This is a genomic window from Enterococcus sp. AZ104, from assembly GCF_050546705.1.
Lineage (GTDB): Bacteria > Bacillota > Bacilli > Lactobacillales > Enterococcaceae > Enterococcus > Enterococcus faecalis.
Genome location: NZ_CP172952.1, coordinates 450,787 through 470,504, shown reverse-complemented (window position 1 = coordinate 470,504; position 19,718 = coordinate 450,787). Strand labels below are relative to the sequence as shown.

The 19,718-nt window shown below is 37.3% G+C and carries 19 protein-coding genes; 4 read left to right on the top strand and 15 right to left on the bottom strand.

Annotated elements, in window-relative coordinates:
- The first annotated feature begins 123 nt into the window (after positions 1 to 123).
- Positions 124 to 2,364 carry an ATP-dependent Clp protease ATP-binding subunit gene (locus IGJ37_RS02360; protein ID WP_002386935.1) on the top strand — a complete coding sequence of 747 codons (2,241 nt, stop codon included), beginning with the start codon at positions 124 to 126 and terminating at the stop codon, positions 2,362 to 2,364.
- A gap of 194 nt (positions 2,365 to 2,558) precedes the next feature.
- Positions 2,559 to 2,873 (top strand): DUF1827 family protein, encoded by a 315-nt coding sequence (locus tag IGJ37_RS02355; RefSeq protein ID WP_002355547.1) that lies wholly within the window; start codon positions 2,559 to 2,561, stop codon positions 2,871 to 2,873.
- A gap of 42 nt (positions 2,874 to 2,915) precedes the next feature.
- Here IGJ37_RS02355 and IGJ37_RS02350 read toward each other — a convergent pair whose 3' ends face one another.
- From IGJ37_RS02350 to IGJ37_RS02325, 6 genes are all read right to left on the bottom strand, one after another.
- Complete coding sequence (locus tag IGJ37_RS02350; protein WP_002363169.1) at positions 2,916 to 3,986, bottom strand: hypothetical protein; 1,071 nt, start codon at positions 3,984 to 3,986, stop codon at positions 2,916 to 2,918.
- Between the two features lie 66 nt (positions 3,987 to 4,052).
- The gene (locus IGJ37_RS02345; RefSeq protein WP_002355545.1) at positions 4,053 to 4,700 is read right to left on the bottom strand and encodes a DUF421 domain-containing protein; all 648 of its coding nucleotides are present in this window, start codon (positions 4,698 to 4,700) and stop codon (positions 4,053 to 4,055) included.
- Between the two features lie 15 nt (positions 4,701 to 4,715).
- On the bottom strand, positions 4,716 to 5,159 hold the full coding sequence (locus IGJ37_RS02340) for a DUF3290 domain-containing protein (protein WP_002361249.1): 444 nt from the start codon (positions 5,157 to 5,159) through the stop codon (positions 4,716 to 4,718).
- A gap of 174 nt (positions 5,160 to 5,333) precedes the next feature.
- The gene (locus IGJ37_RS02335) at positions 5,334 to 6,908 is read right to left on the bottom strand and encodes a peptide chain release factor 3 (RefSeq protein ID WP_002355543.1); all 1,575 of its coding nucleotides are present in this window, start codon (positions 6,906 to 6,908) and stop codon (positions 5,334 to 5,336) included.
- A gap of 173 nt (positions 6,909 to 7,081) precedes the next feature.
- Positions 7,082 to 8,461, bottom strand: coding sequence for a hemolysin family protein (locus IGJ37_RS02330; RefSeq protein WP_002363168.1), 1,380 nt, complete (start codon positions 8,459 to 8,461; stop codon positions 7,082 to 7,084).
- A gap of 174 nt (positions 8,462 to 8,635) precedes the next feature.
- Positions 8,636 to 9,850 carry an AI-2E family transporter gene (locus tag IGJ37_RS02325; protein WP_002384914.1) on the bottom strand — a complete coding sequence of 405 codons (1,215 nt, stop codon included), beginning with the start codon at positions 9,848 to 9,850 and terminating at the stop codon, positions 8,636 to 8,638.
- A 75-nt stretch (positions 9,851 to 9,925) separates the two neighbouring features.
- Between IGJ37_RS02325 and IGJ37_RS02320 the strand changes: the two genes are divergently transcribed.
- Positions 9,926 to 10,357 carry a GNAT family N-acetyltransferase gene (locus tag IGJ37_RS02320; protein WP_002355539.1) on the top strand — a complete coding sequence of 144 codons (432 nt, stop codon included), beginning with the start codon at positions 9,926 to 9,928 and terminating at the stop codon, positions 10,355 to 10,357.
- A gap of 87 nt (positions 10,358 to 10,444) precedes the next feature.
- Here IGJ37_RS02320 and bph read toward each other — a convergent pair whose 3' ends face one another.
- From bph to pfkB, 5 genes are all read right to left on the bottom strand, one after another.
- Positions 10,445 to 10,978 carry a biofilm phosphatase Bph gene (bph, locus tag IGJ37_RS02315; protein ID WP_002355538.1) on the bottom strand — a complete coding sequence of 178 codons (534 nt, stop codon included), beginning with the start codon at positions 10,976 to 10,978 and terminating at the stop codon, positions 10,445 to 10,447.
- A 188-nt stretch (positions 10,979 to 11,166) separates the two neighbouring features.
- Positions 11,167 to 12,144, bottom strand: a complete 978-nt coding sequence (gene lacD / locus IGJ37_RS02310; protein WP_002375930.1) for a tagatose-bisphosphate aldolase — start codon at positions 12,142 to 12,144, stop codon at positions 11,167 to 11,169.
- The gene (locus tag IGJ37_RS02305; protein ID WP_002358680.1) at positions 12,141 to 12,602 is read right to left on the bottom strand and encodes a fructose PTS transporter subunit IIA; all 462 of its coding nucleotides are present in this window, start codon (positions 12,600 to 12,602) and stop codon (positions 12,141 to 12,143) included. The genes lacD and IGJ37_RS02305 overlap by 4 nt, the downstream gene beginning before the upstream one ends.
- Positions 12,603 to 12,628: 26 nt before the next feature.
- Entirely contained in the window at positions 12,629 to 14,047 is a 1,419-nt protein-coding gene (locus tag IGJ37_RS02300; RefSeq protein ID WP_325814956.1) for a PTS fructose transporter subunit IIC, read from the bottom strand.
- Positions 14,048 to 14,051: 4 nt separating this feature from the next.
- Complete coding sequence (pfkB, locus tag IGJ37_RS02295) at positions 14,052 to 14,978, bottom strand: 1-phosphofructokinase (protein WP_002355534.1); 927 nt, start codon at positions 14,976 to 14,978, stop codon at positions 14,052 to 14,054.
- Positions 14,979 to 15,156: 178 nt separating this feature from the next.
- Here pfkB and IGJ37_RS02290 point away from each other — a divergent pair, with 178 nt between their 5' ends.
- Positions 15,157 to 15,903 (top strand): MurR/RpiR family transcriptional regulator, encoded by a 747-nt coding sequence (locus IGJ37_RS02290; RefSeq protein WP_002363162.1) that lies wholly within the window; start codon positions 15,157 to 15,159, stop codon positions 15,901 to 15,903.
- Positions 15,904 to 15,962: 59 nt separating this feature from the next.
- Here the strand turns inward: IGJ37_RS02290 and trmB are convergent, their stop codons facing one another.
- The 4 genes from trmB to IGJ37_RS02270 form a co-directional block, all read right to left on the bottom strand.
- Entirely contained in the window at positions 15,963 to 16,607 is a 645-nt protein-coding gene (trmB, locus tag IGJ37_RS02285) for a tRNA (guanosine(46)-N7)-methyltransferase TrmB (protein ID WP_002355532.1), read from the bottom strand.
- 72 nt (positions 16,608 to 16,679) lie between these two features.
- Positions 16,680 to 17,459: a phosphotransferase family protein gene (locus IGJ37_RS02280; protein WP_002355531.1), complete on the bottom strand. Its 780-nt coding sequence runs from the start codon at positions 17,457 to 17,459 to the stop codon at positions 16,680 to 16,682.
- 128 nt (positions 17,460 to 17,587) lie between these two features.
- Positions 17,588 to 18,799, bottom strand: a complete 1,212-nt coding sequence (locus IGJ37_RS02275; protein ID WP_325814955.1) for an ABC transporter permease — start codon at positions 18,797 to 18,799, stop codon at positions 17,588 to 17,590.
- A 1-nt stretch (position 18,800) separates the two neighbouring features.
- Positions 18,801 to 19,538 (bottom strand): ABC transporter ATP-binding protein, encoded by a 738-nt coding sequence (locus IGJ37_RS02270; protein WP_002363160.1) that lies wholly within the window; start codon positions 19,536 to 19,538, stop codon positions 18,801 to 18,803.
- Between the last annotated feature and the right edge of the window lie 180 nt (positions 19,539 to 19,718).

Below are 19,718 nucleotides of genomic sequence, written 5' to 3'. Positions count from 1 at the left end.
AGAATTTATTCCTGCTATCTAGTACTTGGCTGGTTTGAGGAAAAATGGTCTGTTTACTAGAAATAATAGAGCAAACAACTATTTTTCTGGCCTCAGTTATTTTGAAAGGATGTGTTTCATTCAATGATTTGTCAAAATTGTCAACAAAATGAAGCAACAATTCATTTATATGCAAATGTGAATGGTCAAAGAAAACAACTGGACTATTGCCAAAGCTGCTATCAAAAATTAAAAAATCAAGCAAATAATTCCCCTCAAAATATGGGACAAGACCCTTTTGGCTTTGGGAGTTTAGACGATTTATATCGCTCTCTTTCTCGCCAAATGCAACAAGGTAATCCTTATGAACAACAAACACCACCCACTCAATTTGGTGATGGTGGTAATGGAGGTCAACCCCCTCGCGGAGGCGCTGGCGCTGGTCAAGGTTTACTAGGCGAGTATGGGATTAACATCACCGAAGCGGCACGCCAAGGAGATATCGATCCTGTGGTAGGACGTGATCAAGAAATTAAGCGTGTCATTGAAATCTTAAATCGCCGTACAAAAAACAACCCCGTTTTAATCGGTGAACCAGGTGTTGGTAAAACAGCCGTTGTTGAAGGTTTAGCCCAAAAAATTGTCGATGGCGATGTGCCCCAAAAATTATTGGACAAAGAAGTCATTCGTTTAGATGTGGTTTCACTTGTTCAAGGAACTGGTATTCGCGGACAATTTGAAGAACGGATGCAAAAATTGATTGAAGAAATCACTGAAGCTGAAAATGTCATTTTATTTATTGATGAAGTCCATGAAATTGTGGGTGCTGGTGCTGCTGGTGATGGCAATATGGATGCTGGCAATATTTTAAAACCAGCCTTAGCACGTGGTGAATTACAATTAGTCGGTGCCACAACTTTAAATGAGTACCGTATTATTGAAAAAGATGCTGCCTTAGAACGTCGGATGCAACCAGTCCAAGTAGATGAGCCAACCGTTGCCGAAACCATAACGATTTTACATGGTTTGCAAAAACGTTATGAAGATTATCATCATGTTAAATATACAGATGAAGCGATTAACGCAGCAGCAAACTTATCCAATCGTTACATTCAAGATCGCTTTTTACCAGATAAAGCGATTGACTTGTTAGATGAATCTGGTTCAAAAATGAATCTAACTATTCAACTCGTCGATCCAAAAACAATTGATAAAAAATTAGCAGAAGCGGAACAACAAAAACAACAAGCTTCCGCAGAAGAAGATTTTGAAAAAGCGGCTTATTATCGTGATCAAATCAATAAATTACAAGCAATGAAAGAAAAACAAATCAGCGATGAAGAAACACCCGTCATCACTGAAAAAGATATTGAAGCCATTGTGGAACAAAAAACTGGCATTCCTGTCGGTGACTTAAAAGAAAAAGAACAAACCCAATTGAAAAATTTAGCTGTTGACTTAAAAGCTCATGTTGTCGGACAAGATGATGCCGTCGATAAAGTAGCTAAAGCGATTCGTCGCAATCGTGTAGGCCTAGGCAAACAAAACCGCCCAATTGGTTCCTTCTTATTTGTTGGGCCAACAGGCGTTGGTAAAACAGAATTAGCAAAACAATTAGCTTTTGAGCTATTCGGTTCAGAAGATTCGATGGTTCGTTTTGATATGAGTGAGTATATGGAAAAACACAGTGTTTCTAAACTGATTGGTTCTCCTCCAGGCTATGTTGGGTATGACGAAGCTGGACAACTCACAGAAAAAGTCCGTCGTAATCCTTATAGTTTAATTTTATTGGATGAAATTGAAAAAGCGCATCCTGATGTTTTACACATGTTTTTACAAATTCTCGACGATGGTCGTTTAACAGATGCACAAGGTCGTACGGTCAGCTTTAAAGACACCATCATTATCATGACAAGTAATGCTGGAACAGGAGCTGTGGAAGCCAACGTTGGCTTCGGTGCTGCCCGTGAAGGTGTGACTAAATCCGTTTTAGGTCAATTGAACAACTTCTTCACCCCCGAATTCCTTAACCGTTTCGATGGTATTATCGAATTCAAAGCATTAAGCAAAGAAAACCTGATGAACATTGTCAGCTTGATGTTAGAAGAAGTAAATGGCTTATTAGCTAAACAAAAATTACACATTGAGGTTCCAACAGAAGTCAAAGAGAAACTCGTTGATTTAGGTTATGATCCTGCAATGGGCGCTCGTCCTTTACGTCGAACAATTCAAGAACAAATTGAAGACGGCATTGCTGAATACTATCTAGATCATCCTGAAAATCATCAATTAGTCGCAGCGTTAGATAACGAAGGTAAAATTATCGTAACTGGCGCACAAGAAGTGACTAAAACAGAAACTTCAACATCTGACCAAGCAGAATAATCAAAAATCCACACGCATTAATAACAATGCGTGCGGATTTTTTTATGCTTTTCACTTTTTATTTTCATCAAAAAAAACTATAATAGAAGAAAGATATTCGTATACTTGTTCCTCATAGAAAAAATTCAATCTGGAACTCCTGTACATAATTGGAAACGCTCTTTTGCAGCACACAACTATAATGAGGTGATAAAATGAAATTAGTGAATGTGACCAATAGCTACAAACAATTAGTAAATAAACAATTGGAAAACACGGATGCTTACTTTGTAAAAGTCTACTCAGCAGGAAACACGACCGCTGTCTATTCAGAAGCAGCTCACCATGTGGAAGTTCTGATTATGAATAAAAATCGTCGCATTCGTCCGACAGAAGTAAAAGAAATTTTAGCAAAACTGTTAAAACGATTACCTAAAGAGGCTTATGACCCAGATGAAATTTCTATCATTGAGTTAAACCATGTGACCGAAGTGTCTGTTCCATTAAAAGTTTCCCTCATGGAAAACTAAAAAAAACTGCCGAAGTTTCCCCACTTTGGCAGTTTTTTTAATTTATTGTGACGTTATTTTTTTTACAAGCCTTTGATAATTTTCCGACCAGGCTTCCTCATTTGTCGGACTGACTAATTTATTTTCCTCGATTGCTTTTTTTCTTAAGTCATCCACTTCTTTTTTGAAATTTTCCCCCGATTTTTGAGCATAATCTTTAGAAAAATATTTTGATTGGCGAGAATAAGCCTTCAGTTTTGCGTCTTTAATCTCTTCTTCTGTATCTGCAAAATATTCATCATAACGAAGATCGGTTATTTTCCCTGAATCTTTTAACGTAATAACAGTTAAACGTCCAGAAAGCCCCTCCCCAAAATCTTCTGTTAGACTTGTATAATGTTCTTTTGAAGGTTCTTTGATTTCCTTGGCTAAAGCCCTAGCAGCAGGAAGATAGCCATTATTAGCGCTATTGGATTGACCTTTGGCTGTCTGGAATGCGCCATCTAGGCGATTTTCAGCAACCATTTGATTTTCTAGAAAAGTCATCGTATTAACAACGGTCACTAACGATTGATCAGTTCGGGCGTTGTTCGCTTGAAAATTTGCATAGCCGGATAAACGTTTTGTCACTCCTGCCCATTCTTCAGAATAATAGTTTTTAGGTCCACGTTCATCAAATTCTACTAACTGAATTTGTTGATCCTTAACAACGACATCAATTAAAGCCGTATAGCCGCCATCAAACACGACTTCATGATGATAATAATCCCCTTGAACTTCCCCGATTTCTGGACGACCTGACCAATACATCTTCTGAGCTTTTTCTTCTGGACTAATTCCTGATTGTCCATTATTAGCTTCTACTGTAGCGCCAGAAACAGCATCAACTTCAAAGGTATGTCCATTACGCTCATAACTCACTTTGGCAGCACTCTCCTTCGGTTGATCATTCGTGTTTGTCTGCTCCTCCTGCTTTACAGAAGTGGCATTAGTGGCTGCCGAGGCACCACTCGTTACTTGGACTGCTTCTGCTTCAGTACTTTCTTTCATTTTTTCAGTTCGTTGATCTGGTTGGCACCCCATTAAAATAATCATTGAACAAAATAACCCGACAACTATCTTTTTAGTTTTCATTTTTCCTCCTTTTAAAACTCATTGAATTACCATTTAATTTTAATATAAGTAGAATGAAAAGTATAGCTAAGAAATCGTTTTTTCTTCATACGGCGATAAACTTAACTGTCCAGATAAATACTCACCTAAATAGATTTCCTGTAATCTTTGGAATCCTTGTTCTTGGATTTGCGTTAATAGCCAGTGCTCATCTTTTTTGATTAACTCTAGGACATCCATGTTGGCTTGACCGTCCACAATAATCGGATAACGAATACTTTCATCGCCATATTCGACGATTGTTAATTGACCATTTTGTTCTAAAACCGCCCGTTTAACAAGCTGGACTTCATAAATACCATTTGCTCGTAATTTAAACATTAGATCATTTGCAGAAATACCATTTTTCAAACATTCCTTCACCACAACCTGTCCATCCTTGATTAAAGTAATGGGTTTACCATCCACAATTTGCTTCACATAGCGATTGTGTTCTTTTGCAAATTTTAAAATTAAGACTAATAATGTCCACAAAATTAACACTAATACAAATTGGAGCACCGTAATTGAATCATTATAAATAACACCACCAATAATGCCCCCCAATACATAGTTTTGCACTTGGTCCATAGCCGATGTGGGCGCCAAATTGCCTTTTCCCATCAAATTAATTTGGACAATTAAACAAATAATACCTAAAGCAAATTTAATAATAATTGGACTATAAAACTGCATTAATTTTCCCTCACTTTACTTTATGATTTCAATCGTTGGTGTTAATAAATACGTTTCTTGTAACGTATAAGACTGCTGATCCGTACTTAAACTCATTTTATAAAACACTTCGTCAATTTTAACTATGGTTCCGTCAGCCAATTGTGTACCATTGACATAAACTTTTTCTGGAGAAACCTTTTTTTCCCGTGCCACTTGTTCGACAAAATGTACCATTTGTGAAGATTGTGAATGCTGATTTTGGTTCAGTTGATAATTGGAATATTGAACCCCTAAAACAAATAATAATGATAAAAAAATAATAATACTTAATTCACGATATTTCGTTTGAATTTGATGTCGCACATAAAAACTAAACACAATGACTAGCCCGATTAACAAAGCAAAAATAAAAAAATACTTTAAGTAATCATTTAAATTAGATTGGCTTTTTAAATACTCGATGCCATAAAAATTCATGTTCTTGTCCACTCCTTGATAGGTTCGTTATAGTAAGTATTCTATCTCAAAAAAAACAATCACGCCTGCTTTAATACCTTATAACAAGAAAAGCTCAGCGCAATCATCTTGAGAATGACTGCGCCGAGCTTCAATCTTCTAAAGATTCAGCTACTGATTGATTACAAATTAATTTTACATCAAACTTTTCAGTTCAACATCTGGATATTTATCAGCAAACCAGCGTTCCGCAAATTGGTTTTCAAATAAGAACAATGGTTGGTCGAAACGGTCCCGTGCCAAAATGTTTCGGCTAGAGCTCATGCGTTCATCTAAATCTTCTGGATTAATCCAGCGGGCAATTTTAGAACCCATTGGCGTCATTACCACTTCAGCATTGTATTCATTGGACATTCGATATTGGAAAACTTCAAACTGCAATTGACCTACGGCGCCAATGATATATTCTTCTGTTAAATATGTTTTGTATAATTGAATGGCTCCTTCTTGAACCAGTTGGTAAATTCCTTTATGGAAAGATTTTTGTTTCATTACGTTTTTGGCAGTCACTTTCATGAATAATTCAGGGGTAAATGACGGCAACTCTTCGTATTGAACATTCATTTTCCCTTCATACAAAGTATCGCCAATTTGGTAATTTCCTGTGTCATACACGCCGATAATATCGCCTGCAACAGCTTCTGTGACGTTTTCGCGGGCATCCGCCATAAATTGTGTCACGTTACTTAATTTGACTTTTTTACCTGTTCTACCTAAGGTCACGTCCATGCCTCTTTCAAAAACACCTGAACAAATTCGAACAAAGGCAATTCGATCACGATGGGCTGGGTTCATATTCGCTTGAATTTTAAAGACAAAGCCTGAAAATTCTTTTTCGTAAGGACTTACTTCGCCACCCTCTTCTGTTTTATGCGCATGTGGCGCAGGCGCAAATTGTAAGAAGGTTTCTAAAAATGTTTGAACCCCAAAGTTTGTCAAAGCAGAACCGAAGAAGACTGGCGTTTGATCACCACGAGCGATTTTTTCCTCGCTAAATTCATCGCCTGCTTCTACCAATAACTCAACATCTTCCAACACTTGTTGATAAACGCTGTTATTGTGCAATGGTAAATCGCTTGGGATATCGCCATCTTTTAAAGGAATAAAACGCTCCCCACCATTATTTTCTGGACGATATAATTCCACACGTTCATTATAAATATCGTATAGACCTTCTAGGCCTTTTCCCATACCAATTGGCCAGTTCATTGGGTAAGATTCAATATCCAATAGTTCTTCCAATTCTTCTAAAAGTTCCAATGGTTCCCGTCCGTCACGGTCCAATTTGTTAATAAAAGTAAAAATTGGAATACCACGTTTTTTAACAACTTGGAAAAGTTTTTTCGTTTGTGCTTCAATCCCTTTGGCACTATCAATAACCATCACAGCACTATCCACGGCCATTAAGGTCCGATACGTATCCTCTGAGAAATCCTCATGCCCTGGGGTGTCCAAGATATTAATCCGTTTGTCTTGATAGTCAAATTGCATCACAGAACTCGTTACCGAAATTCCCCGTTGTTTTTCAATTTCCATCCAGTCAGATTTGGCAAAGTTCCCTGTTTTTTTCCCTTTGACTGTTCCAGCTTGGCGGATGGCGCCCCCAAATAATAATAATTGTTCAGTAATCGTTGTTTTCCCAGCATCCGGATGGGAAATAATCGCAAACGTACGGCGACTATCGACTGCTTCTTTTTGATTGATCGTCATAAAAATCTCCTTATCACTTGTGATGTTTATTTATTTATTTTCTTCAGCATAATTTTTGATTAACCTTTGCTAGTATATCATGTCAAGCCTTGAGAATAAAGAGCTGCTGTTGGCTGTTTTTTAAAAGGAAAACCTGCGACATTAGTCAAAACGACTGATGTCACAGGTTATTTTTAACGTCTTGGTTCGTCATCTTCCATTTCTTTACGGAAAAAACGACGATTTTCTTCTGGTTCTTCATCGACAGTTTCTTCATCGTAGAAATGAACGCGTAAGACTAGCAAACGTGTGCCTTCCATTTCTTCAGCAGTTAACTTAATATTGCCCACTTCAAAAGAAGGTTTTTCCCCTTCATCAGGAATGGTTCCTAATGCTGTAATTAAGTAACCTGCCATTGTATCAACATCGCTCATGTGTAAATCTGTTTCAAATACTTCATTAAATTCGTCAATTAACATGCGTCCTTGAACCAAATATTCATTGTCAGCCACTTGTGTATATAAATTTTCTACTTCATCTGTTTCATCGTCAATTTCACCAACGATTTCTTCTAGTAAATCTTCTAGTGTTGCTAAACCGACAACACCGCCATATTCATCTAGTAAAATCGCCATTTGGTTTTGTGTTCGTTTTAACTCATAAAGTAAATCATCAATAAAAATGGTTTCTGGGACAAATAATGGTTCTTGGATAATCGCGCCTAATTCAATGTTTTCAAAGCCTAAATTACGTGCAGCTTTTAGTAACGTTTTGGTATGTAAAATACCAACAATTTTATCTTTGTCTTCACTATAAACAGGAATCCGAGAATAATTTTCTCCTAAAATTAAATTGATGTTTTCTTGGACATCATCTTGGATGTCAACCATGAATGCGTCTGTCCGAGGAACCATTACTTCTCGTGCCACTTTTGTATCTAATGAAAAGACACCTTGTAGCATTTCTAGTTCTTCGTTTTCCAAAACACCTTCTGTTTCAAGCATGTAGCGCATTTCATCTCGTGTCATCTTCGAATCGGCATCATCGAAAGTCATTGGTGTGATTTTGGATAATAAATCGGTCGAAGCCGATAGCAACCAAACGAAGGGACGCGCGATAACTCCTAAAAAGCGGACTGCACCAGAAGTCAATTGAGCGACTTCTTCTGATTTATTCATAGCAATTCGTTTAGGGTATAATTCACCAAATACAATAGAAACGTACGTTAACAATGCTAAGATAATGATACTGGCAAGACTCTTAGCTGCGGCGCCGCCACCTAATACAGGGGCCAAACGACTAGATAAAGTCTCTGCTAATGAAGCACCAGATAGGATATTAACCAAAGTAATCCCTACTTGGATTGTGGATAAAAAGTTATTGGGGTCTTGCAATACCTTAAGCAATTTTTGAGCTTTTGCGTCGCCGTCTTCCGCTTTTTGTTCCACACGATTCTTGTTAACAGATACGACTGCAATTTCCGCCGCTGCCAAAAAGGCATTGATAAACGTCAACACGACTAATAATAGAAGTTGCGCAATTAGCGACTGACTCTCAGGGTCAGCATTATTCATAATGTTCTCTCTCTCCTTAATTGTTGATAATTCCGAGGCTGTACTTTCGTACTCTTTTAACGTTCTTCCTCTTTTTATGGTTAGGCTTAGAAACAGACACAATCAGTATTATGACAGGTTATTTTCTATCCTAATCCATAAAATCATAGCACGAAAGATTAGCGGATTCAATCATTAACCGTTATTTTCTTTCGTATTTGTTTCATTCCCTAAAAGAACAGCATTGGTAACTTTTTCACTACGACCCGCTTTGACCATATCAATAACATAGTAGATAATGGTCCGGCAGATTGCGTAAAATGGGACACCGAGGAAAATACCTAGCAAACCTGCTAAATTTCCTGCTACCAATAAAATTAAAATAATCGTTAATGGATGGATTTTTAGAGATTTTCCGATAACGTTTGGATAAATAATATTTCCGTCCAATTGTTGAACCACTAGCACCACTAAACAACATAAGGCTGCTTTGACGGGTTCATTAAAGATAGTCACTAAGACAGCGGGCGCTAATCCTAGATAAGGTCCTAGATAGGGAATCAAATTCGTAAAGCCGGCAATGACACCAAATAAAAAGGCATAACGAACGCCAAGCAATGAATACCCAATAATCGTAAATGTACCGACAAATAAACATTCAATCGCTTGTCCACTAATATAACTGGATAAGGTTTGGTTCAATTGTCCTAAAAGATCCACAATATCATCTTTTCTTTTTTCAGGTAAAAAACGTTGAATCGCTGGTACTAGCTTGTCTCCATCTTTTAACATATAAAATAAAATAAATGGCGCAGTGACCAAAACAATGGTGGTTGACGCCACCGTTGATACGATTGAACCTAAGCTACTTGATAAACTACTTAAAAATTGTTGGATAATATTTGCATAAGAAATATCCATTTTTTCAATATAGCTTGTTAAATCAATTTGTTTAAAAATAGGTAACTCCGCAATCTCATAAATCCAGGTCTCCACTTGTTTAAAGAAATCCGGCATACTTGATGCTAAACTAGCTAGCTGATCTGCCAACTTAGGGATAATTGTTAATAAGATCAGAACTAATGCGATGATTAGTAATAAAAATACCAGTAAGACGGCATAAATTCGTTTCATTTTCGTCTTCATTAGTAGATTGACCACAGGATTTAGTAAATAATACAAAAAGCCTGCTACTAAGACTGGGGCAAACAACGTTGAAAAGAATGTCCCAATCGGTGCAAATAAGAAATTAATTTTCGAAGCAATAAATAATAGCATGGCCACGACAAGTAATTCAACTGACCAGAAAAATAATTTCGATTCTTTAAATCGATTAATCACAGCGGCTCCTCCTTTATTTTTATTCAATTGTTGCTGTTTTATTTTATCACACCTTCCCCCCTCAGTCATTGAGAATACTTCATTGCTAGAACTTTTTCGTGGTATAATAAAATAGAAACAGATTCTGAACTTGGGGGTTTTTCTATGCATGTAGCTCAAACAAAAGATACCATGAGTGATCTTTATTTAGATGCTGTCCGGCTTCGTCAACGCGTATTCGTAGCGGAACAAGGGGTACCAGAAGAGATGGAAATCGATGAATATGAAGCACATTGTATTCACTTTGTTTTGTACACGAACCATGTAGCTGTCGCAACTTGTCGCTTGCTTCCACTAGAAAATGGCGTTATGAAATTACAACGAATGGCCGTTGAAAAAGCTTACCGTGGCGCCGACTATGGACGAGTGATTATGGAAGCGGCAGAAAATTTTGCCAAAGAACAAGGCTACCACAAGATTACTCTAGGAGCACAAGTCACCGCTGTAGGCTTCTATGAACGTTTAGGTTATCAAAAAACAGGAGCACCTTTTATGGATGCTGGCATTGAACACTACGAAATGAATAAAGAACTATAACACCAATTAAATCGGAAAATTTAGAGCTTGGAGCATTAGCCATTTTGGCTAATGCTCCAAGCTCCTTTTGTGGGCTGTTTACATCGGCTATTTTTTTGATAGCTGTTGATAACGTTGATACCAGATATCTACATATTCGGGCGAGAAGGGGCCTTTTTCGTTATTAATCCAATCCACTAAAGTCTTGACATTTTCTTTTAAAATGAAGTCAATATCTTCTGGATAATCCATTAGTTTGCTATGAAATTCATATTCATCAACGTCTAGTAAACGTTTTTCACCATCTGGAAAAACCTTGATATCTAAATCATAATCAATATACTTCAACGCTTCGTCATCTAAAACATATGGCGAAGCCAGATTGCAGTAATACGAAACCCCCTTTTCTCTAATCATTGCTATTATATTGAACCAATATTTCTTGTGAAAATAAACAATGGCTGGTTCACGAGTCACCCACCGACGTCCGTCGGATTCCGTTACTAACGTGTGATCGTTCACACCAATTAAAGAATACTCGCTCGTTTTTAGTACCATCGTATCACGCCACGTTCGATGTAAATGTCCGTCATGTTTATAACTCTGAATGGTTACAAACTCGCCTTCTTTAGGAATTCCCATAATACCCCAACTTTCCCCAAATAAAGTAAAGCAATGTTACTTTTTGGGTGTTCATACATCGATATCGAAATAATTATATCATATCTTTTGAGTTTGCGTACATTGAGTTCACTTAAAGAAGACGATTTCTGAAAAAATTTAATTCAGATGACTAATTAGTTCAAATTCAGTAAATATTTTCAGCTTAATTACTGTATTTTTTCAAAGACTGATACTGCGCTCTCTCTTAAAACCTGATTTAATTCGTCAACATTTGTTTTACCAGTTGTTTCAAGCCACGCAACGGCTGCTTCAGCACCTTGTTGAACAAATGGAAGCACGCCGTCTGCCCAAGTTGCGCGACCACATAAGACTCCATTAAACGAGGAACCTGCTTTTTTTGCAAATTTCAATGTTTCCTGAAACATCGTAGCACTAACCCCTGCACTCAAGAAAATAAATGGAAGTTGTGTTGCTTCACTTTGCATGTTGAAAAAAGCCTGCGCTTCATCTTGGCTATAAAGACTTTCAGTGCCAAAACCTTCTACAAAATTCATGTTCACAGGGACTTCTACTTTTAAAACATCAACATTATAGCGATCCTTTGAAAATTCTTTCATCGCTTCAATTACTTTGTGCGGTTTTACTTTAGCGTATTCTTTTGAAGCACTATCCGAATTGTTTGCATCATAAGAGACAATTTCTAAAAAGAATGGAATTTCTTCGGCTAAACACTCTGAACCAATCCGTTCTATATAAGCTTTCTTTCGTTCATTGATTGCTTCACTTTCGTCAACATCGTAATAAAGTAAAAATTTACACGCGTCTGCGCCCGCTTCTTTTAAACGCTTAACCGACCAAACATCAAGACTATCGGGTAACCGTCCTGGTGTCGAAGCATCGTAGCCCGTTTTTTCATACGCAAGTAACAAACCTGAAGTCTGTGCTCGATTTTCAGCAGCAGCTAGGCCATATTCTGGATCCAACAAAATTGCTGAAGTCTCTGGTGTTAAGCAACGAGATACTAATACTTTAAAGTCACTGATTTCTTGCGCAGTCACCTCTTTGTATTTTCCCATCATGCGTTTTAAGGCCCCACGTTGATCAATGGCTAGTGCTCCAATAATCCCTTGATCATCTACCAGATTTTCTAAATGTTTACGTTTTTGTTCACTAATTTTTTTCATTCTGTTCCCTCTCCTAATTGATTATTTAGTAACGTAGCAATTTCAGCTGGCGAACTTGCTTGTTTCAGTCCAGAAGTAACTTCTTCTCTTAATAGGAGGCGCGCAACGGAAGAGAGTAATTTCAAATGTGTCGTGCCAGCTTCGGCATCTGGAATAAACAGCGCAATCACAAACTCCGTTAATTGGTTGTCAAGGCTCTGCCACTCAACACCTTGGTCCAAGGTAACGATGATAATGGCCGCTTGTTGAATCGTTGCTGCTTTTGCATGAGGTATCGCAAATCCATTCATCATCCCCGTTGTTCCTTCTTGTTCTCGCTCGTTCAGTTTATCGAAAACTTCCTGTGCGTCCTGAGCAACTTCCAATTCTGTTGATTTTTTTGCTAAAAAGTGAAAAACATCCTCTTGCGTTTGTAACTGTTGATTTAAAAAAATATGATTTTCTTTAATAAAAGCCATTCCATCCACTCCTAATTCCTGTTATTTCATTTTTTTGATAACGATTGCTCTTGTTTGGCGATTCTACTTTTTTGTACAAAACCTAGCAATAAACCGCCTACCAATGAACCAGCTAAAATTGCCAGAACCCATTGAACAGCGTGAGTAACAACTGGTAAAACAAGAAAGCCTCCATGAGGTGCTGGCACTTGTACCCCAAACATATACGTTAAGACTGCCGCAATTGAAGATCCGAGCATCATAATTGGTAAAACCTTCAATGGGTCTTTTGCCGCAAACGGAATAGCGCCTTCTGTAATATGTGTGGAGCCTAAAATAAAGTTCACTAGCCCCGCATTGCGTTCATTTGTGTCAAAGTATTTTCCAAAGAATAATGTAGCAAAGCCTGTAATTAAAGGTGGCGCTATGCAGGCAGCAGAAACTCCTGCCATAAAAGAAGTATTTCCTTGAGCTAAGAGTGCCGTCCCAGTAACATAGGCCGCTTTATTAACTGGACCTCCCATATCAAAGGCACACATACAACCCACAATAATTCCTAAAACCAACGGACTGGAGTTTTGGAAACTAGCTAAAAAGCTCATCATTCCTTCGTTAACAGCTTTCATCGGATCTGCTAGTAAAGACATAGTGATACCAATAACTGCAACGCCAATGACTGGATAAAGGAAAATTGCTTTTAAACCATCTAATGATTTAGGCAAACCTTTAAATACTCTTTGTAATAAAAGAATGAAATACCCAGCAAGGAAACCAGATAATATCCCTCCTAAAAAGCCAGTACCACCAGTGTTAGCAATCAAACCACCGACAAAGCCCACAACCAAACCAGGTCGTTTGGCAATCCCCTCTGCGATATACGCAGATAAGATTGGCACCATCATGCCCATTGAGGCATCACCAATACTTTTTAACATAGCAGCGGTAGCATTATACTGACTACTTTCTGGATCAAATGAATAAATACCCCAAATAGCAAAAGAAAGAGCAATTAAAACGCCGCCTGCTACTACAAACGGCAACATGTGAGAGACGCCATTCATTAAGTTTTTATAAATACTATGTCCAACATTTCCTGAAGAAATTTGTGTTTCCTGTTCAAGTTCATCCACTGCTTGGTTTTCGGCCGCAATCGATCCTTTTCCTGCGAGCGCTTCTTCAATTAAGCGATCTGCTTCTTTAATCCCCACACTGACAGGGACATCAATAATTCGTTTCCCAGCAAAACGTTCTGCTTGAACGTCTTTGTCGGCGGTAATAATGACTGCCTCCGCTCCTTGGATTTCTGCAGGTGTTAACTCGTTTTCTATACCAATCTGACCATGTGTTTCAACCTTAATCGTAATACCTTTACGTTTCGCAGCTTGTTCCAATGCCTCCTGTGCCATATACGTGTGCGCTATTCCCGTCGGACAACCTGTAGCAGCTATTAATTGATACGTAGCCATCTGTTTATTCCTCCTCTTGAATCTTTATTTGTTGCTCTAACTCCTGAACATCTGAAAAATCTGTCAATCCTTTGCGAAATGCTGTTGAACTACCTGCTGCAATACTTCTTTTTAAATTTTTTTCCAATGAAAGTCCTTGATGCCAGCCAGCTAAAAAGGTACCTAACATTGCATCCCCTGAACAAGCTGTATTCACAACCATTCCAGTTGGTGAATTACCTGAAAGAACCTTTTCATTATTCATAAATAAAGCCCCTTCACTACCTAAAGAAAGTAAAATATTTTTGGCTCCCCGCTTCAGTAATTCTTGTCCGTAAAAAATGTAATCATCCTTAGTCTGCACTTCTGTATGAAACCACTCTTGAAGTTCTTCTTCATTTGGTTTCAATAAAAATGGTTGATAAGGCAAACAATCTAAAATTTCTTCATAACTACTGTCTAAGATTAAGAACACCTGTTTTTCAAAACAAATTCGGCTAATTTCAATCAAAATACTTGGCGAAACCCCTTGTGGTAAACTTCCTGATACGCACAAATAATCCCCTTTACGTAACTCTGAAATTTTTTTCAAAAAACGTTGTACATGTTCTTCAGATAATTTTGGTCCTTTATTGACTAATTTGTATTCCTTTTGATCTTGGGTAACTTTTGTAAACACATTGATTCTCGTTGTGCCAGCGACTTCGATAAAATCAGTGGTTATCTCTTTTTCTTTTAAATAATCCTCGACATAGTTCCCAGTGAAACCAGCTTTGACTCCCAAAGCGGTATTATCAATCCCTAACATCTTTAAAATTAGGGAAACATTGACTCCTTTCCCGTTTGCTTGAATATCATCTTCCTTCGTGCGATTCACGACAAAAGGAACTAGCTCTTCTGTTTCGATAAATAAATCAATGGCTAAATTTAATGTACATGTATAAATAGTCACTGTAGTTCCTCCTTTCTCCTCTTTATTATGTCTCAAAATACCATGTAAAGGTTTTCATTCTTTCGCAAAAATATAGAAAACATTTACAATTTCATAATTTCTCTAGCTTTTTTATTTTTTTTCATTAAAAATAGGCTTATAAATGTTTTTTTAGTGAAAGAAAGAAGGGCTGGCCATTATGGAACAAAAATTGAGTGAGTCAGAGCAATATCTCTGGCATTTTATCGAAACACATATTTTAGAAATCCCTGATTATTCCATTGTAAAATTAAGCGAACGAGCCAACGTATCAACTGCGACGATTGTAAGAACCATGAAAAAGAAAGGCTATGAAGGTTTCACATCCTTCAAGCATCACTTGAAAGATAAAGAAAACCAAAATATAAATTTTTCAGCATTAGAAAAAGTAGACCGAGGAATTCGGACGGCCATTTTAAAGAATGAAGAAGAAGTAACTCGCACGATTAACATGATTGAAATTGGTAATATCGAAGATGCGATCCAAAAAATCAAGGCTTCTCGACGGATTATTATCTTTGCTAGAGGTTTTTCAGAATTAATTGCTCAGGAAATGATGGTTAAGTTTCAATTGGCTGGCAAATACTGTGAACTGCATACGGACCCAGAAATTATTAAAAATATTAGTAAAAAGTTATCAAAAAAAGATGTGGCTCTTTTTGTTTCTTTAAACGGAGAAACCCAAGAATTAGTTGTCGCTGGTAAAAACTGTTACGACTCAGAAATTGGGACTATCCTTTTAACTGCAAGCAAACACTCTAGTTTAATGAAATATATTGAAATTCCGTTCGTAGGCTTCAAATCAGAAGGCTCCTTTTTCCCCGATTATGAAGTGCGTTCACGGTTACCACTATCCATTCTGGCAAGAATTTTATTGGACGCTTATGCTTTAAGAACGACAACTTAGGCTTTCTTAAATAATAAAAAACAAGCATTCCTTCACTTAAAATAAAGGAATGCTTGTTTTTATTTTGCAACAAAACGTGCTTCTACTCGATAAATTCGTTGACCACGACTAGAAAATTTTTCTTCGTATTCTGTCATAATGTTGCCTTCAAACTCGCTATTATGCAAATCTAGCCACACACGTTCAATAATCATGCCATATTTAGAAAAGCTACTTAATGAGTATTCGAAGAGCCCTTGATTATCCGTTTTAAAATGAATTTCTCCATTTGGTTTTAAAATAATTTCATCTGTCGCTAAAAAGTTTTTATACGTTAAACGACGTTTTTCATGTTTTTTCTTTGGCCAAGGATCTGAAAAATTTAAATAGATTAAATCTACTTCATTTTCAGCAAAATATTCTGTTAATGCTTCGCCGTCTACTCGCAATAACTGTAGATTAGGTAACGGCTCGGCCACTAGCTTATCTAATGCAATCGATAAAATACTTAATTGCATATCGATACCAATATAATTAATTTCAGGATGTGCTTTAGCCATTTCATAAATAAAACGACCTTTACCTGAACCAATTTCAATGTGGATGGGATGATTATTGCCAAAACGTTCTTGCCATTTCCCTTGCCATTTTTCAGGGCCTTCTACCACATATTGTGGATATTTTGCCATATATTCTGCTGCTCCGGGTCTATTTCTTACACGCATCTTTAAAATTCCTTTCTTTTAAAAACAGACTGGTGAAATTCGCCAGCCTGTGTGGATGTTAAATGAATTAGTTTAACTACTAAACATTCGTTTTAATTGTAAAATTTCTGCAGTCATTGCTCTTCTTTCGCCCTCTTGGTGATGACGAACAATCTCTTGTAAAAAGCTAAATAAACCATACCAATAAATTCGTTGAACTGTACTTTCATTTGGGATTAAACCATAAGATAGTAACCATTGATTCCAGCCGGAACGAGGGACATAATGACTCAAAATCATTCCTAAATCTACCGCTGGGTCCGCGACCATCACAGAATCCCAATCTACTAAATAGAGATAATTATTCGAGACTAACCAATTCCGATGATTCACATCGCCGTGAACAGCTACATAACTAGTTTCTGGATATTCTGGTAAATGATTATATAAATAAGTGATTACTTCTTTTAAATAACTGTTTCGTTTTAATTCTTTAGGTAGTTGACGCTTATACTCTTTCAACATTGTTAGCGGGGTACAAACTTCGCCACCAATTTTTTTCAACATGTCTTTCAGCAAATTGGAATGATGCAATTGGTATAACACGTCAATCACGTCATTGCGTTTGCCAATTTCGTCCGCATGTAATAAACGTCCTTCCAGCCATTCTTGGGCTGTTAGTACGTCGCCATTCGCTGTCCGCTTTGTCCAAATCATCTTCGGGGCTAACCCTTCTTTAGACAATGCTGCAAGAAGTGGAGAAGTGTTTCGTTTAATGAACACTTTCTCGGTTTCTTTTATTCCCATGTATGTTTGACCAGTTGCGCCCTTTATCGGCTGCAGACGCCAGTCTTTATCCAACTGAAATTCCATGGAAATTATCTCCTATCTCAACACAATTTTATTGCAATTTTTACAGCAATTACCATTTTAGTCGCCAAACCTTGCTTCGTCAAGCTTCTATGTGGTTCTTTTGTAAATTTTGCTGGGTTTTCTCATCTTTATAACTTATTCAAGCGCATTGGAACATACATTTTAGTGAAAATCACAACTTCTACAATTAAGGCACCCAGAATGATCAAGCTATTTTGCAAACTGTCTAAACGAAGGCAGACAATCCCACCAAAAATAATGGCCACAACAGATAATGCGCCGCTAATTAACCGGCGAATCGCTGCTTGTTTTTTTTCTATTGAAATTGGATATAGCTGTGTCATCACCATATAATCAAATTGCGTATACATGGGAATCAACTGGAACCCGATTAAATAGACAAACAATAGAGCAACTACCAACGCAATCCAGAATTCTTGTAAAAAGAAGAGTAGCACGCCACCAACCAAAATCAAACGAAACAATAAGCCGCTATATTCGCTACCTCGTAAAAAGCTCCGAATGAATAAGTAAGCATACGTGTTCTCAGATGTTTTTTTGACTACTCCGAGGAGAGGATCTAAGTATTTACGGCGTTTCACTGTACTACTCACTTCAGGAATATCTGTAAACAGCTGAATGAATTTATAAATTCTATGCATTCTGTTTTGTTCTTTTTGGATCATTTTTTCCCAATCCAAGAAACTCTGTTTCATCTTATTTTGCCAAATACTCGATAAACCAACGGCCAGAATGATGCCACCAATCACACCAACCCAAGGCGTCCAGTAAATAGCTCCCGTCATAATCAAGAGACTACTGATCAACCAAACAAACCACCAACTACGGTAAGTGGTTGACGAAAGATGATAGAGCCCATAGCTTTGTAAACTAAGATGTGTATAAATCATACAAACTAGCATGACCAAAAATAAAAAGAAGGTTTGAAACGACCAACCTGTTGTGACTACAATCAACGGCATCAATAGGCCACTTCCTAGAAAGCTGACTACAATCGGTAAAAGTAAAGAGTAGCGCAGCGCTCGTTTCAGATAAGCAGCGAATTGTTTTTCTTTTGGTAATAAAAACACCTTGTCTGGCTCTTCTGTCAGAGTAGCCAACTTACCAACTTGAATGAGTAGCAGCCAGCTCAATAGAATTAACGGTCTGCCCCAAACAAAATCACGAGGTAATTCTTTTAACAACTGGGAATAGTACAGACCTAATCCGCCTAATAAAAACATACAGACTAAAACAAAATGATCATTTAAAATATAGCGCAAGTACTTGGACATTTTTTTGAAATGCCGTGACAAACGTTGACTAAAAAATTCGCCCATGTTACCCCACCTTTTCTTCCTTCGTCAAGGCAAGATAAATATCATCTAAAGAAGACTCTGGTAAATTAAATTCTGCACGTAATTCAGCCATTGTACCGTTTGCCCGTAATTTCCCTTCGTGTAGCACCACAAAGCGATCACAATATTTTTCAGCTGTTGCTAAAATATGCGTGGACATTAAAATCGCTGCCCCTTGCTTACGCATCGTATCCATTAATTCTAATAAAGCATGAATTGCTAAAGGATCTAAGCCTAGAAAAGGTTCATCAATAATATATAAACTCGGTTCAATTAAGAATGCACAAAGTACCATAACTTTTTGTTTCATGCCTTTTGAAAAATTAGCAGGAAACCATTCCAATTTATTGTCTAAACGGAACGTTTTTAGTAATGGTTCTGCTCGTTTGAATGCTTCTTCTAATGGAATATCATAAGCCAAGGCCGTTACTTCGATATGCTCTTTCAATGTTAATTCTTCATATAAAGAAGGTGTTTCCGGAATATACCCGATTTTTTTACGATATTCTTCAGGGGCTTGTTGCAATGTTTCCCCGTCAATCATAATTTTGCCTTTTTGCGGCGTAAGTAACCCAATAATATTTTTGATGGTGGTACTTTTCCCCGCACCATTCAAGCCGATTAAACCAACCATTTCACCAGACTTGACGTCAAAATTAATATCTTTTAAGACAGGAATATGGCCGTAACCTCCTGTTAAATGTTCAATTGTTAAGCTCATTTCTTTTGCCTCCAACCTTTTCTCTCTACCATTATTAAACCCTAAGCGAACCAAGAATTCAAAAATTACTCCCTTAATTAAATGGATTTTTTTCTTTCTCTTATTATACACGAAATGAAACGAACTTTTTAGCGAACTCACGTACTTTTTCATCCACAGAGAAATCAACTTGTGGTAAAG

Excerpts from the sequence above, each read along its gene's own strand:
- IGJ37_RS02325 (WP_002384914.1), bottom strand. The coding sequence starts at position 9,850 with ATGACTGAGGGGGGAAGGTGTGATAAAATAAAACAGCAACAATTGAAT.
- IGJ37_RS02305 (WP_002358680.1), bottom strand. The coding sequence starts at position 12,602 with ATGGCTTTTATTAAAGAAAATCATATTTTTTTAAATCAACAGTTACAA.
- bph (WP_002355538.1), bottom strand. The coding sequence starts at position 10,978 with ATGGGAATTCCTAAAGAAGGCGAGTTTGTAACCATTCAGAGTTATAAA.
- IGJ37_RS02340 (WP_002361249.1), bottom strand. The coding sequence starts at position 5,159 with ATGAATTTTTATGGCATCGAGTATTTAAAAAGCCAATCTAATTTAAAT.
- IGJ37_RS02290 (WP_002363162.1), top strand. The coding sequence starts at position 15,157 with ATGGAACAAAAATTGAGTGAGTCAGAGCAATATCTCTGGCATTTTATC.
- IGJ37_RS02320 (WP_002355539.1), top strand. The coding sequence starts at position 9,926 with ATGCATGTAGCTCAAACAAAAGATACCATGAGTGATCTTTATTTAGAT.
- lacD (WP_002375930.1), bottom strand. The coding sequence starts at position 12,144 with ATGAAAAAAATTAGTGAACAAAAACGTAAACATTTAGAAAATCTGGTA.
- IGJ37_RS02355 (WP_002355547.1), top strand. The coding sequence starts at position 2,559 with ATGAAATTAGTGAATGTGACCAATAGCTACAAACAATTAGTAAATAAA.
- trmB (WP_002355532.1), bottom strand. The coding sequence starts at position 16,607 with ATGCGTGTAAGAAATAGACCCGGAGCAGCAGAATATATGGCAAAATAT.
- IGJ37_RS02300 (WP_325814956.1), bottom strand. The coding sequence starts at position 14,047 with ATGGCTACGTATCAATTAATAGCTGCTACAGGTTGTCCGACGGGAATA.
- IGJ37_RS02280 (WP_002355531.1), bottom strand. The coding sequence starts at position 17,459 with ATGGAATTTCAGTTGGATAAAGACTGGCGTCTGCAGCCGATAAAGGGC.
- IGJ37_RS02360 (WP_002386935.1), top strand. The coding sequence starts at position 124 with ATGATTTGTCAAAATTGTCAACAAAATGAAGCAACAATTCATTTATAT.
- IGJ37_RS02345 (WP_002355545.1), bottom strand. The coding sequence starts at position 4,700 with ATGCAGTTTTATAGTCCAATTATTATTAAATTTGCTTTAGGTATTATT.
- IGJ37_RS02270 (WP_002363160.1), bottom strand. The coding sequence starts at position 19,538 with ATGAGCTTAACAATTGAACATTTAACAGGAGGTTACGGCCATATTCCT.
- IGJ37_RS02350 (WP_002363169.1), bottom strand. The coding sequence starts at position 3,986 with ATGAAAACTAAAAAGATAGTTGTCGGGTTATTTTGTTCAATGATTATT.
- IGJ37_RS02275 (WP_325814955.1), bottom strand. The coding sequence starts at position 18,799 with ATGGGCGAATTTTTTAGTCAACGTTTGTCACGGCATTTCAAAAAAATG.
- IGJ37_RS02330 (WP_002363168.1), bottom strand. The coding sequence starts at position 8,461 with ATGAATAATGCTGACCCTGAGAGTCAGTCGCTAATTGCGCAACTTCTA.
- IGJ37_RS02335 (WP_002355543.1), bottom strand. The coding sequence starts at position 6,908 with ATGACGATCAATCAAAAAGAAGCAGTCGATAGTCGCCGTACGTTTGCG.